The following is a 17,142-nucleotide window of genomic DNA, read 5'->3' as shown; positions in this document are numbered from 1 at the left end:
AGTAGTATAAACAAAGGGAGTGTATTGGATTAAGCCTAATACACTCCCTTTTTTATGGATAAGTTATGACTTTTCTTTATTTAAGCGGAATAAGGGTAAAGCCCCAGTTGTATTCCCGGTTTGCGGGTAATGTATAAGCTGGTTCCGGACGTGAACCCCAGCTATCATAACCTGCTACACCTTGTTGTTTCAAGTCGACGCAAACCTCAACGAAGTCGCGAGGCGTGATATCGTTGATATGATGCTGGCGACGTAATACGTTCTTTGCTGCGGCTTCATCATGATTCGCTACTTGCTCTGGTGTGAAATTACTCCATTGACGGGATAGGCCAGTCGCTTCCTCGTCATCGAAATCCTCTATGGAATTACGCAAAGCGTTAAATCCAATCGTATTATCCGCTTGGATCAACAAGCCTTTCTTGCCGGTACTAAGTGATACCCAACGAGTGTCGGTATGATGACCGTTTTCCTGCGGGCGTACATATGGGAAATATAATTCCTCGGCTGTAGATTTATATAAGCCGACCATACTACCGGCGTTTCTATCCAAGTAGTTCTCAGCAGGTCCTCGTCCGAAATATTCCACTTGATTCATGCTTGCCGGTAAGCGGAAGCGAACACCGATACGGGGAACATTCAATTTGGAAGCCTCTTTACGGGCGGCGTCACGTCCCGGAGTGAAAGTTGCCGTGCGAGTAGATTCCGATACCTCGGTTTGGGCGGCATCCATATCCGTGGATGTGAAACGGGCGGCCACATTTACAGCTCCGCTTGGATAGATCGTATAATTAACAATGTATAGATTTCCTGCCGGCAATAAATAGTTCACGTTAACCACGGCGTTATTGCCATCCATAGTGACGGTAGCGTCTGTTACGTTGAAGTTCTTGCTGCTTTCCTTCCATACTTGTAAGCGTTTTGGCATACCATTTCCGTAATCGTTATCGGTCGGCGCACGCCAGAAGTTCGGTTGGATACCAAAACCCTCGCTGAAATATTCCGTACCATCCACTTTATAAGAAGTAACGATTCCTGTCTTCTTGTTAAACATGAAGTTTACCTTTGAGGAGGATGCCGATAAGTTATCTCCATTTGTCGAAACCGTTAATTTAGGGCCGCTGATCTTAAACGCCTTCTTGGGGCTTTCGATCGGTAAGCGGAATTGATCGCAAGCGATTTCGTGTCCGATAGGGATTAACGGCTCTTTTTCTACGGTCGTTACGTTGAAGTTTACGAAATATTCCGTACCGGCTTGTGGCTTTAAGTTGCCTACGGGAACCGTAAATTCCTTAGAAGCTTGGGGTTCTATGTCCAAAGAGACTTTACCGGAGCGTACAACTTTATTATTGGCTGTTACGCTATAGTGGACCATATATTTCTTTAGGTTCGTGAAATAAAAACGGTTCGTGACGCGGAATAAACCGTTCGCTAAATCGATCGCCTCAAACCCGATATTTTGATGGGCGTATTTAACCTCTGCCATAGCGGGATGCGGGGTACGATCCGGGTTTACTATACCGTTGCAAAGGAAGTTTCCGTCACTAGGGGCGTTTACTCCATAGTCACCACCATAGGTATAATATTCACGTCCATTCTTATCTTTTTCCAAGATACCTTGGTCCACCCAGTCCCAGATGAATCCGCCTTGCAGGTTCGGGTATTTATAGATAGCTTTCCATTGATCCCATAAGTTACCGGAAGAGTTTCCCATCGCATGTGAATACTCCGAAGGAGCTACCGGACGATCACTACCCTTACGCCCGATTTCCTCTAGCCATTCAGCGCTCGGGTATTGAGGTACGTACATATCCGTATTCCATTCCCAAAGGGCACGTTCGTAGTTCACCGGACGATTCATGCTATTTATTTCCTTGTCTTTCAGATATAAATAAGTTTGATAGAAGTTGTATCCGTTTCCAGCTTCGTTTCCGAGTGACCAGAAAGTAACGCTCGGATAATTCTTGTTTCGTTCGTACATATTCATCGTACGGTCCATATGCGGGATCAGCCATTCCGGATTATTACCCAAAGTGCCGCCTTTTTTCAGGCTGTAATACATACCGTGAGACTCGATATTCGCCTCATCGTAAACATACAATCCGTATTCGTCGCAGAGTTCATAGAATTTATGGTCTTGCGGATAGTGGCATAGGCGGACAGCGTTGATATTGTTTTGCTTCATCAGCTCGAAATCCTTACGCATGAGTTCCTCGGTAACGTAATGTCCGGTTTCTGGGTTATGCTCATGGATATTGACACCCTTGAACTTAACCGGTTGCCCATTGAACAATAAGACCGTATAAGGTTTTCCGTCTTCCGCTACTTGGTCAATTTGCTTCATCTCGAACCGGCGGAAACCAACGTTGAATGGAACTACCTCGATTACCTTACCCTCTTCTTTTATCGTCATCAATAATTTGTATAGATTCGGATGCTCGGCGCTCCAAGGGGCTACGTTCTTTAAATCATACTCGAAAGATGCTGTTTGAGGACTTGCGGGACTTACCCATATATCATTAGCCTCGGAGGCCACAAGATTACCTTTTGCGTCCAAAAGCTCATATCCGACATTTAAATTTTTCGTTTCTTGGGTATGATTCTTTAAGTCTACCGCCAGTTTGAAGATTCCATTCGTATACGTATCGTCCAAGGTTGAGACGACACGGAAATCTTGAATACTGGCCTTGGGTTGAGACCAAAGGAATACGTCACGTTCGATACCGCTCATTCTCCAGAAATCCTGACATTCCAAATAAGAACCGGTGCTCCAACGGAATATCTTTAATGTAAGCACATTCTTTCCGGGTTGCAGGTATTTATTGATCAGGAACTCGGCGGGATTTTTGGAATCCTCGCTATAACCCACTTCTTTCCCGTTTAAATATACGTAAAGGCCGGATTTAGCTCCGCCGATGTGTAAATAAATATCCCGGTTATCCCAATTTGCGGGTATCTCGATGTCCCTGCGGTATACGCCAACCGGATTCGCTTCCGGCAATAACGGAGGTTGGGGATTTCTTGGTTTAAACTCGTAACCATGATTCGTATAAATGGCTACGCCATGTCCTTGTACTTCCCAGTTTCCGGGAACGGTTATATCATCCCATGAGGAGGTATTAACGGAAGGATCTGTGATATTTTGAGGAAGATCTTTGTAAGAGTCGACAAAGAAAAATTTCCAAGTACCGTTTAATAGGGAATAGTACGGGCTTTTCTCAAATCGAGAGGTGAGGGCGGTTTCTCGGTCCGCATAACTCATGAAGGAGCTTCTGGGTTTTTCCTTGTTTACGGCTACGACTTGAATGTCTTGCCAATAAGGTTTTACGGGTTGGGGTGAAGAACCGTCCGCATAAGCCATTCCGGAAATAAGGCAACCTAATGCTCCGGAAAGCATCATTTTTTTGATAGAGTTCATATTCATCGTATTTTATTTAGATTAGCACTGGGGAATTGAAAATTGAGAATTGAGAATTGAAAATTACGTAGAGTCACTTCTAATTTTCAATTCTCAATTCTCAATTTTCAATTATTTAGCTGCATAGTAAGAATATCCGTTAGCTACTTGCTGGAATGCTAAAACCCCAGATTGGCTTAACTCGACATTCATTTCTTTTCCGTCCGGTAGGTACATGACAACTTCGTCATTGCCATTGAATTTTAACAATTTTGTGCTTTCACCGTCAGCCTCTACATTCCAGCTTTGATCTGCTTCGTTGAAAACTAAGTCAAGCGCTTTCTCGTCGCCTTCCTTTTGGATATGGTATCCGTCAACTTTTGTTTCTACGGTATAAACGCCGTCTTTACCATCGATTGTTTTAACGTTACCTACATCTGCTACAGGATTACTTCCGCTCCAAAATTCGATAGAGTTGATCACAAGGACATCAGCCAAAGCGGAAATCTCGTAAACCGGGACAATCCAGAAAGCAATGAACACTAGCTCATTAACAAACTTACTGTCGATGCTTCTATTCCACGTTAAAAGTTTGTTTGTTAAACCAAAAGATCCTATACAGGACGAAAATAGGATACTACTTGCCACCGTAGTCGCTAGTAATAAAGTTAAGCTTTTCTTTTTCATAATTTAATAATTAGTTATTACAAGGGACGAAGATAACAACTTTTTCATGATAAATAGTGGTTATAAAGGAATAAATGGAATAAGTGCCTTAATATTAATCAAGCTTCTATTAAGTACGTAGTTCTGGCGGAACTCTTTTTATTAATTATTTAAGCTTTTGATATTATGGGTTTTAAGCGTTACAAATTAACAATTTCTCTTACTACGGTAGAACAACTAGTAGAAATAGAGTTTTATAGTCTTGCTTCTCGGGTTCACAAGAATGTTCAGCGGTTCGTAAATCGCTATAACCCGGATGTTGTTAATTACTACACAATCCGTTCGTTATGAGCATCGTTGGTGGTATAATCTCTGGCGTTGGCTCTCTCCTTGGAGGTATTGGTTCTTCCGCTATGAATAACAAGGCGGTGCGAGATACCAACAAGGCTAACATGGAGATCGCAAAGTATCAAGCGCAATGGCAACAGCAAGAAAATGAGAAGGCTTACCAGCGTTCTCTAAACATGTGGAACTTACAGAATGAATACAATTCTCCAACTCAACAAATGGCTCGTATTCGTGCCGCTGGGCTTAATCCTAACCTTGTCTACGGCAACGGTGTTACTGGTAATAGCTCTGGTTCAACTCCGCAATATGAACCTGCTAAATTCAACGCTCCGACTATGCAAGCTTACCGAGGTTGGAATCTTGGCATTTCTGATGCTATTTCCCAGTTTCTTGCTTATCGTACTGTTAAAGCGCAAGTTGATAACATGGAAGCGCAAAATAGTCTCATTCGTCAACAAACAGCTACAGAGGCTACGAAACAGGCGAATATAGCCGCTTCCACTTCCCGTTCCGAGTTTGATCTGAATATGGCGAAAGAACTCAAGGATGTTTCCGTTTCGTCTGCTATTGCTGATATGAATCAAAAACAGGCTGGTGCCGCTCAAGGCTGGACGAAAGCTAATCGTGAGGTTATTCAATATGAGCTTGACAAGGCTTTGTTTGATAATAAGATCAAGTTGAGTAATCAAGAATATTTAAAGGTTCTTCAATCCGTTCGTCAACTTCAGCAAGATAACGACATAAATTCGTTTCGTTATCGTATGGAGCGTTTGTTTGGTTCGTCTTCGGATGCTAGCAAAGTAGCTTCTGAACTTTTAAAGAGAATGTCTATGTATTTGATTCGTGATAAGCATGAATTAGATACAATGTTTAATCCCAAATAATTTACATTATGAGAAGAAGAAGAGGTTTTCTCGGTCGTTCCCGTAAACGCCGTATTCGTAGTTATCGTTTAAGTAGAGGAGGAATAAGATTATGAAACCGTTCTGGAAAGTATTTATTCAAGTAGCGTTAGCGTTGATAGACGCTATTCAATCAGTGTTTGGCAAGGATGATGATACACCTAAAGCGTTAAAATCATGAGAAGAAGAAGATTTGGCCGTCGTGCTCGCCGCCTCGGTCGTATGAAACGTTTCGCTCGTAGGTTTAGATAATGGAGTGTCTTCATCGTATTCACTTACCCGACCGTGGCGCCGTTCCCTGCGGTCGGTGCGTGAACTGTCGGAAAAATAAGCGTCAATCATGGGTTTATCGATTGCAGGCCGAGGCAGATGAGTATCCTTTCTCTTTGTTCGTTACCCTTACCTATGATGATGAGCATATACCCACCGCTATAATCGGAGAGGATTTGTTCAAGTCCACGGTTGGCGTTGTATCTAAGCGTGATATTCAGTTGTTCATGAAGCGTCTTCGCAAGAAGTATGATCAATACCGTTTGCGTTATTTCTTGACCTCTGAATATGGTTCCCAAGGTGGCCGTCCGCATTATCATATGATATTGTTCGGCTTCCCCTTTACTGGTAAGCATGGTGGCGATCTTCTCGCCGAGTGTTGGAAGAATGGCTTTGTACAGGCCTATCCACTCACTACGAAAGAGATCGCTTATGTCACGAAGTATATGTACGAGAAAAGCATGGTTCCCGAGATCCTTAAAGGTATAAAGGAGTATCAACCTTTTATGTTGTGTTCTCGGATCCCCGGAATCGGCTATCATTTCTTACGTGAGCAAATATTGGATTTCTATCGTCTTCATCCCCGTGATTATGTCCGGGCTTTCAATGGTATGCGGATGGCGATGCCTCGCTATTACGCCGATAAGCTCTATGATGATGACATGAAGGAATACTTAAAAGAACTTCGTGAGGCTTTCTTTATTAATCGGATGCAGCAAGAATGGCATCATTATATTAACACGAGTCCCCGGTTGCGTTATATCGCCGATCAGCTTGAGACAGAGGGTAAGCTGGATTATGAGAGACGTGCCGAGGAAAAATTAAAATTAAAGTAATGGCTAATATTTTTAATTCCGTTAAATTAAAACGTCCTAGACGTAATGTTTTTAATCTTTCTTATGAGAATAAGTTAACAGCGAATGCTGGCGAGTTGGTTCCTATCATGTGTAAACCTGTCGTACCCGGTGATAAGTTCCGTGTCAATACGGAAATGCTGGTTCGTTTGGCTCCGCTGGTCGCTCCCATGATGCATCGAGTGGATGTGTTCACTCATTATTTCTTTGTTCCCAATCGCCTCCTTTGGAATCAATGGGAGGATTTTATTACGAAAGGTGTTGATGGTACTGATACGCCTGTCTTTCCAAAGATTGCCCTTCGTCCCGATTGGGTGAATCCTACGTCGGCCGCCGTTTTATTGGATGATGGCTCACTATGGGATTATCTAGGATTACCGACTATTGGTGGTTTTAATAATGTAGCTTTTCCGAATCGTTCTCCTAACAGCGTTATGCCTCCCGTCGGATATCAGGTGTCTGCCCTTCCTTTCCGTGCGTATCAATTGATTTATAACGAGTATTATCGAGATCAGAATTTAACGAAACCTATTGAGTTTTCTTTGAATAGCGGTATTGTTCTTAGTGCTGATGAGGTTACAAGGTTATTGACCCTTCGCCGTCGCGCGTGGGAAAAAGACTATTTTACCTCTGCTCTTCCTTGGGTGCAACGTGGTCCCGAGGTTACCGTGCCTATTCAAGGTTCCGGAGGTAATTTGGATGTAACTTTAAAAAATGATGCTCATGCTGACACGTATCGTATGCCCGGAACCTCTAATCGTCCCGCTGGTGCGATGCAGCTTGTCGGTGGTGCGCTTATAGCTGGAGGTACTGATGGCGCTTATCTTGAACCGGACAATTTTCAAGTCAACGTAGATGAGCTAGGTGTTAGTATTAATGATCTTCGTACCTCGAATGCCTTACAGCGTTGGTTTGAACGCAACGCCCGTTCCGGTTCTCGTTATATTGAGCAGATCTTGTCACACTTTGGCGTGCGTAGTTCTGACGCTCGTTTACAACGTCCTCAATTCTTAGGCGGTGGTCGTACACCCATTTCCGTTTCCGAGGTTCTTCAGACATCCTCTACTGATTCTACCAGTCCGCAGGCGAATATGGCCGGACATGGTATTTCCGCTGGTGTTAATCATGGCTTTAAGCGTTACTTTGAGGAGCATGGATATATTATCGGTATTATGTCTATTCGTCCTCGCACCGGATATCAGCAAGGTGTTCCGAAGGATTTCCGTAAATTTGACAATATGGATTTCTATTTTCCTGAGTTCGCTCATCTTGGCGAGCAGGAAATCAAGAACGAGGAGGTTTATTTGCAGCAAACTCCCGCTAGCAATAATGGAACTTTCGGTTATACGCCTCGCTATGCCGAGTATAAATATTCAATGAACGAGGTTCACGGCGATTTTCGTGGAAACATGGCTTTTTGGCATTTGAATCGTATTTTTTCCGAAAGTCCGAATTTAAATACTACTTTTGTTGAGTGTAACCCGAGTAACCGTGTATTCGCCACTGCGGAGACCTCTGATGACAAGTATTGGATTCAGCTGTACCAAGATGTCAAAGCTCTTCGTCTGATGCCGAAATATGGTACTCCAATGTTGTAATACTATGTTTGAATTTTTTGTTGTTAATTTTTTAGCTTTTTCCTGCGTATGTTTATTACCCCTTATAATTATCCTGATCTTCCTTCGGAAGTTATTCAAGAAGAAGTGAGTGAGGAATTGTTGGTAGAGCCTTCTGACGCTTATACGATTCGTGAGTTGATCTACCGTCTTGCTATGGGAATGCCTGTCTCGTCTGGACCCAATAGTGGTGAGTATCCTGACAAGGATCAAGATTTCGATGATGATCTACCCACTGAGCGTGGAGACTTCGATTTGGCCGATTACGCCCAAATGAGCGAGGAACTCCGTTCTAAGTATCAAGTAAAGATTCAAGAGAAGAAAGAGCCTGAGAAGTCAAAAGAAGAACCAAAAGAAGAGCCGAAGGCTGAGCCTGCGAGTACTTCTGAATAAAGCTCACAATCTTACGTTTTAAAGTATTGCTGACCTTTTGCCCGTGCCCATGCGTTTGGACACGGGCTTTTGTCGTTGCGAGTGATTTTTGGCATTTTTTCGGTAGAAATGAGGTAGCGCAGCGAACGAATGCAGACCGATAAAATGGTAAAAATTGCGACCTCGACGATTCCCCGAATCGACGTCACACCGAGCTAAATACATTTAACGATAGTTAAAGAATGTATTTGAAAACACGCAAGTTTTCTTGCGTGCGTGCGCATATAGGTAACTTGATAAATTATATGCGCACTGACACCAAAGATTTATTAACAAATCGATTTGGTGGCAATGAAATAAAAACAGTACGTTTGCATAGTGATCGTTTTACTGGAGTTCTGGCGGAACTCCGTTTATTACTAATATACACTAACTTCATGTTTGAATTTCAAACCATATACCTCTTTGATGTCCATAGCTCCATACTAAAAAAGATTATGGTTGGAAAGATTGTTTGTTAAATATTTTAATAACTAGGTGGTGCTGTTTTAGATTCGTATGCGAAAAATTAGTCTTTTTTGTTTTATAATTAAAAATAGTGCTATATTTGCTGCGTCTAATGATTATAAGTTCCGCCAGAACGATGAAGAAGCGCTTTCATGGTAGTTAACCGAGGATTTATAATTATACATTTAATGATTTAGAAGAGTGAATATTATAAGAAACGAGATCTAAAATAGTATGCCTTAAGTCTTATAATAGTAACAGCTATTTAATAAACAAAAAACGATTCTTATGTTGAAAATTGTAAGACCTGTCAGTTTTGTTCTATTGTCTGCAGCGTTTTGTTCCGGGGGTGTGGTTCATGCTTCTGATCGTGCGGCGATAACTCCGAGGGTAGGTATTTCCCAGCAAGAAGGTAGTTTGAAGGGAACGGTTAGTGACAGTTTTGGCCCTGTGGCTGGAGCGTCAATAGTTGTAAAAGGTACTACGAATGGTACTGTAACCGACATGAATGGTAATTTCGTGTTGGATGTGAAGAAAGGGGATGTGATCCAAGTATCCTTTATCGGTTATCTAACTCAAGAATTCAAATATAATGGAGAGCCTTCCATCAATGTGTCCTTGCAGGAAGATACCCAGAAATTAGATGAGGTGATCGTTGTCGGTTATGGTACGCAACAGAAGGCGAACTTGTCGGGAGCAGTAGCCCAATTGGATAGCAAGGAGTTGACAAGCCGTCCTATCTCTAACGTGTCTTCCGGTCTTCAAGGTATGATGCCGGGTGTAACCGTTACCTCGGGTCAAGGCCGTCCGGGACAGGATGGTAGTACGATCCGTATCCGTGGTGTCGGTACTTTGAACTCTGCCAGCCCATATATCTTGATCGATGGTATCGAGAGTGGCTCCATGAATGATATCGATCCGAATGATATTGAGAGTATTTCTGTATTGAAAGACGCTTCTTCCGCCGCTATTTACGGTTCGAAGGCTTCTAATGGTGTTATCTTGATCACGACAAAACGTGGTAAGACGGGTGCTCCTCGTATTTCTTATAACGGATATGTGGGTGCCTCGAAAGCTACTTCCATGATTGATCGTGTCAGCTCAGCCGATTACGCACGTTTGTGGAATCGTTTCGAGCCGGGACGTTATAGTGACGAGGACATCCGGATGTTTGAGGATGGCTCTGATCCTTACGGACATCCTAATACGGACTGGAATGATGAGGCTTATCGGACAGGTTTGTTGCATAAGCACAATGTTAGTATTACAGGAGGTGCGGAGAACGTGAAGTATATGGCTTCGGCCGGATATTTAGGGCAGACGGGTATCCTTCCTAACTCAGATCGTAAACAGTTTAACGGACGTACGAATCTGGATATGCAGTTGACGAAGAAACTGGCTGTTCGGATGAACATGTCTTTTATCAAGAATGACTTCTCGGATCCGAATGCTAGCTATTATGGTGGTTCTTCCGACCAGATTATCCGTCAATTGAATATTATTAGCCCGATGATCCCTGTCAAGGATAAGGATGGCAAATACGGACAAACTAACGATGGTAACCCTATCGCATGGTTGGATTCCGGGCAGACGGTGGATAATTGTAACCAGAATTTTACGGGGGCACTTTCTGTTGATTATGATATTATTGATGGGCTGAAGGCTACTGTGACGGGTGCCTACGTGAACGAGGACCAACGTCATACGGAGCGAGTCCTGAGCATACCGGATGATCCGGCATCTGCGTCTCGTACCACTTCCTTGGTTGAACGTTTCGTGAATTGGAAACGTTATAATTTCGATGCTTTGCTGAATTACAGCAAGAACTTTGGTCAGCATGGCTTGAAAGTGATGGTAGGTTATCATGCGGAGAAGTATGAGGTTAGCAAGAATCAGATGCAGAGGAATAATTTCCCGAGTAATAGCCTGAATGATATGGATGCCGGTGGGGCTTCTACACAAACAAATGATGGTTTGAGCCGAGAGCTTGCCATGCTTTCCTATTTTGGGCGTATTAATTATGATTTTGCGGGAAAATATTTATTAGAGGCAAACTTCCGTGCGGATGCTTCCTCTCGTTTTGCTCCGGGACATCGTTGGGGATATTTCCCTTCTTTCTCCGGTGCTTGGCGTATCAGCGAGGAGGAGTTTATGGAAAGTACGCATGATTGGTTGAGCAGTTTGAAGATTCGTGCTTCTTGGGGTATGTTAGGTAATCAAGACGCCTTGAATAAATCGAATCCTTGGGAGAACCAATATTATCCTTGGATGCAGACTTATAATTTGGATGGTAATTATCCTATGGGAGGCAACTTGACGACGGGATATTATCAGAAAGCCTATCGTATCGAGGATTTGTCATGGGAGAAATCTACGACTTGGGGTATTGGCTTGGATGCGGTTATTAATCATGTGACTTTCACGTTTGATTACTATGATCGCAAGACTACGGATATCATCATGGAGGTACCGGTCCCGACTGAGTTTGGCTTGGATCCTTATTTCGACAACGTGGGTTCTATGCGTAACCGAGGTGTCGAGGTACAGCTAGGTTATAACAATAAGTGGAATGACTGGTCATTGAATGTGATGGGAAATATGGCCTATAATAAGAACAAGATCGAGGATTTAGGAGGTGTAGACCGTATGACAAATCCTGATGACGGTGATTTGTGGCGTTTTGTTGGAAAGCCAATCGATTCTTACTATGTATATAAGGCTGATGGCTTTTTCCAATCTGACGCAGAGGCACAGCAATGGATGGATACCTATAAAGGAAAAGACGGCTACCCGTTCGGACAGGATTTCCAAGCCGGTGATTTACGTTATGTAGATACGAATGGAGATGGAAAGCTGGATGCGGATGACCGTGTATTGTCTAAGACTATCAATCCAGTTGTTACATTTGGTTTGAACTTGAATGTAGGCTATAAAGCATTTGACTTGACTTTGAACTTCACCGGTGCGGCTAATGTAGGCCGTGCGTTTACGAAAGAAGCGTTTGGTGAGTTCTCGGGTAGTGCCGGACATCCTTCTACTGCATGGCTGGATAGCTGGACACCGGAAAATACCAATGCAAGTATGCCGCGTGTAGCGGAGTCTAGAAAATCTCCGAGTGAGGCTTCTAACGTGATGTCTGATTTCTGGGTAATTAATACCAGTTACCTGCGTCTGAAGACATTGCAATTGGGATATACGCTTCCAAAGAGTGTGCTGAACGCTATCGGTTTGTCGAATGTACGTGTTTATTATTCTGCGGAGAATTTGTTTACGATAGATTCTATGCCATTGAACGTAGACCCGGAGACTGTTAGTTCCCGTTTGTCTAGCTACCCATTAGTGATGACAAATTCTTTTGGCGTAAATGTGACATTCTAATTAGTTAAGACCATTTAAATAGAAGATTTTATGAAACGATTATCAATATATATGTTGGCGGCTGGTATGGCTGCGTTATCTACTTCGTGTTCAGATTTTCTGGATACGGTGCCTAAGGATCAGTTGGCTCCTTCTACCACATGGCAGACAGAGGCGGATGCGAAGGGCTTCATAGTAGGCTGTTATAAGGATTTGCTAGATGGAAATACGTTGCTTTATCTGGATTGTGGCTCAGATATAGGCTATAATAATTTCCCTTGGGAAGGATTCCGCCCGTGGGGGGATGGGTCATTGTCTAGTTCTAATCCTGGGCAGATCCTTTATGATTACAAGTCGATTCGTAAGGCGAATACATTCTTGGAGAATGTAGACAAGGTGACGTTTTCTAGTGACGCTGTAAAAGCTAATTATGTGGCTCAAGCTAAAGCGATCCGTGCTTATAAGTATTTCTTGATGAATTGGTGGTATGGTGGTGTGCCTATTATTAGTTCTTATTCAAGTGCAGACGAGGCTAAAGTGGAACGCAATACGGAACAAGAGGTACGCGATTATATAGCTAAGGATTTAGACGAGGCCTTAGCTGGGATCGCGGAGGCTCCGGAGGCTCGTGGCTATATCGCTAAAGGTGCTGTTTTAGCTATCAAGATGCGTGAGGCTTTGTATTATGGTGATTGGCAAAAGGCAAAAGACGCAGCTAAGGCAATCATTGATTTGAAGCAGTATGAGTTGGATCCGGATTATACGAATCTTTTTAAGGTATCGGGAGTGGATTCTAAAGAGATAATCCTAGCGGATCAGAATATTGAGACGTTGGACGGATTGGGAACCATCGGGCAAATGTACAATAATGTAGACCAAGGTTGGTCTTCTATCGTCCCGACCCAGAATTTGGTGGATATGTATGAAATGTCTGATGGATTGACGAAAGAAGAGTCGAAGACTTATGACGCAAAGCATCCGTTTGCGAATCGCGACCCTCGTATGGCCATGACCATTTTATATCCGGGACGTGACTGGAGAGGTGATATCTTGAATACTTTAGATGAGAAACTTCAAGATGGTACTGTCAACAAGAACTTCCCGACTTATACAGATAATGCTTCCAAGAGTGCTTTGACTTGGGCGAAATACTTGGATCCAATGGATCAATATGGAGATGTTTGGAGCTCGGGAGCTTGTCCGATCGTATTCCGTTATGCGGAGGTTCTATTGACGTATGCGGAGGCTGCGAATGAGTTGAGCGGTCCTTCTGATGAGATCTATGGTTATTTGAATCAGATCCGTCAGCGTGTAGGAATGCGGGAAGTGGATAAGGCTAAATATGGGACGAAGGAGAAACTTCGTGAATTGATCCGTCGTGAGCGTACGGTAGAGTTGGCCGGCGAAGGCTTGCGTCGTGCGGACATCGTCCGTTGGCAGGAAGATGGAAAGATGCTTGCCGAGAAAGTCATGAATGGTGATTTGTTACGTGTTACAGGAACGATTAATTATGGGGAGTCTGAGCCTACTAAACGTGCGGAAATCACGGGTACGGCTGTTATTGAGACTCGTCAGTTCTCTTCTCGTAACCGTTACTTGCCGATTCCTCAAACAAGCATGGATAAGAATCCAAACTTGAAACAGAATCCGGGGTATTAGTTTCCTATGAGATGTTAGATAAAAAGGGGGGGAAGGCCGAGAGGTTCTCCCCTTTTTTAGTTACATTTGGCGAATATTGAGATTGTATGTCTCATGTGCTTAAGTATATAAATTGATTCCGTTATGAAAAAGAAACTGATAGTTTTTGCCTGCTTTCTTCTCGTATCCTTGTCTTGTTTGCCGCAGTTGCCTGTACGGTTGAACGAGCGTTCGGTGGTGCTAAATACGTCTACCGGGGCATTAAAAGGGAAGATGGTAACTCCCAATCAGGAGTCCGGTTATCCTGTGGTATTGATCATCCCCGGCTCCGGCCCTACGGATATGGACGGGAACTCCGCCGCCTTGCCGGGTAAGAATAACTCCCTTAAATACTTGGCGGAAGGGCTAGCGGGAAAAGGTATCGCTTCCTTGCGGTATGATAAACGGGGTATCGCCTCCAGCGCCTCAGCGGGAAAGGATGAGTATTCCATGCGTTTCGAGGACGGGATCAAGGACGCACGAGGCTGGATCGATTATTTGAGCCGGGATAAACGTATTTCCGGAATCTATGTGTTGGGGCATAGCGAGGGAGCGTTGATCGGTATGGCGGCTTCGGTGGATAACCCGAAAGTGAAAGGATACATTTCGGTGGCGGGTGCGGGGCGTCCGGCCTATGAGATCGTGGAGGAGCAAATGGCGGGTCAGCCGGAAGTGATCCGGGACATGGTAAAGTCGATAAATGCGTCCTTGAAGGGAGGGAAGCTCGTACCGGACGTGCCGATCGGCTTACAATCCTTGTTCCGTTCGTCGGTACAGCCTTATATGATCTCATGGTATACGTATAATCCGCAAGAAATCATCAAAAAATTAAAAGTGCCGGTGTTGATTTTACAAGGGGATAAGGATATGCAAGTATCCGTAAAAGATGCCGAACTGTTGAAGCAAGCCCAGCCTTCGGCGGATTATCATTTGATTGGAAATATGAACCATCTGATGAAGACCTGCGATACGATGGACCAGCAGAGGCAAATGGCTACCTATACCGATCCCGCCCTTCCGTTGCATAAGGATGTGCTGATATTAATTGAAAAGTTTGTGAGTAAACCTTGAACTGTTGTATCTTTGCGGTCATAAATTAAAGAGACAGTATGATTTCGGTTGAAGGACTAACAGTTGAGTTTGGCGGTTTTACGCTTTTTGATGACATTTCATTTGTGGTAAACAAGAAGGACCGTATCGCCTTGGTGGGCAAGAACGGTGCGGGTAAATCGACGATGTTGAAGATATTCGCCGGTTTGCAATCACCCACTTCCGGAACTGTTAGCGTACCGAAAGATGTTACGATCGGGTATTTGCCCCAGCACATGCAATTAGTTGATACCCGTACGGTGCGGGAGGAGGCGGAATGCGCTTTCGAGCATATCCATGAGATGGAGGAGGAGATCAACCGCTTGAATACCCAATTGGCGGAGCGTACGGATTATGACTCCGAGAGCTATCAAAAGCTGATCGATCGTGTCACGTACCTATCCGAGCATTTCCAGATGATGGGAGGAAACAACTACCATGCGGAGTTGGAGCGTACATTGGTCGGATTAGGCTTTAGCCGTAGCGATTTCGACCGCCCGACGTCTGAGTTCAGCGGAGGCTGGCGTATGCGTATCGAGCTGGCAAAGCTCTTACTCCGGCAACCGGACGTGTTGTTGCTGGACGAGCCGACGAATCATCTGGATATAGAATCCATCCAATGGCTGGAGAACTTTATCGCTACCCGTGCCAACGCCGTGATCTTAGTATCGCACGACCGTGCCTTTATTGATAATACGACTTTCCGCACCTTGGAGATCGAATTAGGCAAGGTCTACGATTATAAAGTGAAATATTCGGAGTACGTCGTACTTCGCCAAGAACGCCGTGAGCAGCAGCAGCGCGCTTATGAGAACCAACAAAAGAAATTGGCCGATACCGAGGCGTTTATCGAGCGTTTTCGTTATAAAGCCACGAAGTCCGTACAAGTACAATCCCGCATCAAGCAATTGGAGAAGGTGGAACGTATCGAGGTAGACGATGTGGATACAGCCATGCTGCGGCTGAAATTCCCGCCTGCTCCCCGTTCCGGCTCCTATCCGGTGATTTGTGAGGAGGTGGCGAAGCGTTATGGCGATCATCTGATCTTCGACCATGTGACGCTTACGATCAACCGGGGCGATAAAGTAGCTTTCGTCGGAAAGAACGGCGAGGGTAAATCTACCTTGGTGAAATGTATCATGGGAGAGATTGCCGATTTCACCGGAAAGCTCCAATTAGGTCATAACGTGAAGATCGGTTACTTCGCCCAGAACCAAGCGCAACTATTGAACGAGAATCTTACCGTTTTTGATACGATCGATTACGTAGCGCAAGGAGATATCCGCTTGAAGATACGGGATATCCTAGGCGCTTTCATGTTTGGTGGCGAGGCTTCCGATAAGAAGGTGAAAGTCCTGTCGGGTGGCGAGCGTACCCGTTTGGCGATGATCCGCTTGTTATTGGAGCCGGTCAACCTGCTGATTCTCGATGAGCCGACGAACCACTTAGATATGCGTTCGAAAGACGTGCTGAAAGACGCCTTGAGGGAGTTCGACGGCACGGTGATTCTGGTTTCCCACGACCGTGAGTTCTTGGATGGCCTAGTCGATAAGGTCTATGAGTTCGGTAACCAGAAAGTCGTCGAGCACTTAGGCGGCATCTATAATTTCTTGGAGCATAAGAAAATGGATAGCTTGCGTGAATTGGAACGTTCTACCGGGACGAGCACTTCCACATCCGGTACCGGTGAGGCTCAGGTATCTCAAAACAAGCTCTCCTATGAGGCAAGGAAGGAACTGAGTAAAGCGATTAAGAAAGCGGAGAAAGCAGTTGCCGAGGCCGAGGCCCGTATCTCGGAGCTTGAGAATGGCATTGCCGTTATCGAGGCGAAGCTGGCTACGCCGGAAGGTGCCTCCGACGCTTCTCTCTACGGTGAATATTCTGCCCTAAAAAAAGAACTTTCCGATGCGATGGATCTATGGACCGAACGGACAATGGAGTTGGAAGAGCTGAATACGCAGGATTCATGAAAAGGCTGCTAGTCAGTGAAAGGCTGCTTATCTGATCTTTTTGATCCAAATACTCCTGTTTTCGTGACAAGCGCTTGCCGTTGATGACGCAAAATAGCGGAAGGGAGAGTACGAGAGCTG

10 protein-coding genes are annotated in these 17,142 nt (G+C 44.4%); 8 read left to right on the top strand and 2 right to left on the bottom strand.

The features are described from left to right. Positions 1 to 76: 76 nt before the first annotated feature. Together DW033_RS19725 and DW033_RS19720 are read right to left on the bottom strand one after the other, a co-directional pair. Entirely contained in the window at positions 77 to 3,415 is a 3,339-nt protein-coding gene (locus DW033_RS19725) for a glycoside hydrolase family 2 TIM barrel-domain containing protein (protein ID WP_370453719.1), read from the bottom strand. Positions 3,416 to 3,526: 111 nt separating this feature from the next. Beyond that, the gene (locus DW033_RS19720; protein ID WP_005865883.1) at positions 3,527 to 4,081 is read right to left on the bottom strand and encodes a DUF3332 domain-containing protein; all 555 of its coding nucleotides are present in this window, start codon (positions 4,079 to 4,081) and stop codon (positions 3,527 to 3,529) included. A 326-nt stretch (positions 4,082 to 4,407) separates the two neighbouring features. On the opposite strand from DW033_RS19720, the gene DW033_RS19715 reads away from it, so the two are divergent. The 8 genes from DW033_RS19715 to DW033_RS19680 all read left to right on the top strand — a co-directional run bounded on the left by DW033_RS19715 (position 4,408) and on the right by DW033_RS19680 (position 17,022). Then, entirely contained in the window at positions 4,408 to 5,292 is an 885-nt protein-coding gene (locus tag DW033_RS19715) for a hypothetical protein (protein WP_122383048.1), read from the top strand. Between the two features lie 269 nt (positions 5,293 to 5,561). Next, positions 5,562 to 6,416 carry a hypothetical protein gene (locus DW033_RS19710; protein WP_147423685.1) on the top strand — a complete coding sequence of 285 codons (855 nt, stop codon included), beginning with the start codon at positions 5,562 to 5,564 and terminating at the stop codon, positions 6,414 to 6,416. Then, complete coding sequence (locus DW033_RS19705) at positions 6,416 to 8,032, top strand: major capsid protein (RefSeq protein WP_122383046.1); 1,617 nt, start codon at positions 6,416 to 6,418, stop codon at positions 8,030 to 8,032. The genes DW033_RS19710 and DW033_RS19705 overlap by 1 nt, the downstream gene beginning before the upstream one ends. Before the next feature lie 48 nt (positions 8,033 to 8,080). Beyond that, positions 8,081 to 8,443, top strand: a complete 363-nt coding sequence (locus DW033_RS19700; RefSeq protein WP_122383045.1) for a hypothetical protein — start codon at positions 8,081 to 8,083, stop codon at positions 8,441 to 8,443. Between the two features lie 774 nt (positions 8,444 to 9,217). Beyond that, on the top strand, positions 9,218 to 12,307 hold the full coding sequence (locus DW033_RS19695; protein WP_005865885.1) for a TonB-dependent receptor: 3,090 nt from the start codon (positions 9,218 to 9,220) through the stop codon (positions 12,305 to 12,307). A 30-nt stretch (positions 12,308 to 12,337) separates the two neighbouring features. Continuing rightward, positions 12,338 to 13,945: a RagB/SusD family nutrient uptake outer membrane protein gene (locus DW033_RS19690; protein WP_121961272.1), complete on the top strand. Its 1,608-nt coding sequence runs from the start codon at positions 12,338 to 12,340 to the stop codon at positions 13,943 to 13,945. A 123-nt stretch (positions 13,946 to 14,068) separates the two neighbouring features. Beyond that, entirely contained in the window at positions 14,069 to 15,034 is a 966-nt protein-coding gene (locus DW033_RS19685; RefSeq protein ID WP_121961271.1) for an alpha/beta hydrolase, read from the top strand. A 38-nt stretch (positions 15,035 to 15,072) separates the two neighbouring features. Next, complete coding sequence (locus tag DW033_RS19680) at positions 15,073 to 17,022, top strand: ABC-F family ATP-binding cassette domain-containing protein (RefSeq protein WP_048928023.1); 1,950 nt, start codon at positions 15,073 to 15,075, stop codon at positions 17,020 to 17,022. The last annotated feature ends 120 nt before the right edge of the window (positions 17,023 to 17,142 follow it).

This window comes from Parabacteroides sp. AF39-10AC (assembly GCF_003635405.1).
GTDB classification, from domain to species: Bacteria; Bacteroidota; Bacteroidia; order Bacteroidales; family Tannerellaceae; genus Parabacteroides; species Parabacteroides distasonis.
Note: the sequence above shows the minus strand (reverse complement) of the source record. Positions and strands in the feature narration are given on the sequence as shown.

What these genes read in the sequence shown, in the direction of transcription:
- DW033_RS19715 (WP_122383048.1), top strand. Translation starts at nt 4,408, where the DNA reads ATGAGCATCGTTGGTGGTATAATCTCTGGCGTTGGCTCTCTCCTTGGA.
- DW033_RS19685 (WP_121961271.1), top strand. Translation starts at nt 14,069, where the DNA reads ATGAAAAAGAAACTGATAGTTTTTGCCTGCTTTCTTCTCGTATCCTTG.
- DW033_RS19705 (WP_122383046.1), top strand. Translation starts at nt 6,416, where the DNA reads ATGGCTAATATTTTTAATTCCGTTAAATTAAAACGTCCTAGACGTAAT.
- DW033_RS19690 (WP_121961272.1), top strand. Translation starts at nt 12,338, where the DNA reads ATGAAACGATTATCAATATATATGTTGGCGGCTGGTATGGCTGCGTTA.
- DW033_RS19700 (WP_122383045.1), top strand. Translation starts at nt 8,081, where the DNA reads ATGTTTATTACCCCTTATAATTATCCTGATCTTCCTTCGGAAGTTATT.
- DW033_RS19695 (WP_005865885.1), top strand. Translation starts at nt 9,218, where the DNA reads ATGTTGAAAATTGTAAGACCTGTCAGTTTTGTTCTATTGTCTGCAGCG.
- DW033_RS19710 (WP_147423685.1), top strand. Translation starts at nt 5,562, where the DNA reads ATGGAGTGTCTTCATCGTATTCACTTACCCGACCGTGGCGCCGTTCCC.
- DW033_RS19725 (WP_370453719.1), bottom strand. Translation starts at nt 3,415, where the DNA reads ATGAACTCTATCAAAAAAATGATGCTTTCCGGAGCATTAGGTTGCCTT.
- DW033_RS19680 (WP_048928023.1), top strand. Translation starts at nt 15,073, where the DNA reads ATGATTTCGGTTGAAGGACTAACAGTTGAGTTTGGCGGTTTTACGCTT.
- DW033_RS19720 (WP_005865883.1), bottom strand. Translation starts at nt 4,081, where the DNA reads ATGAAAAAGAAAAGCTTAACTTTATTACTAGCGACTACGGTGGCAAGT.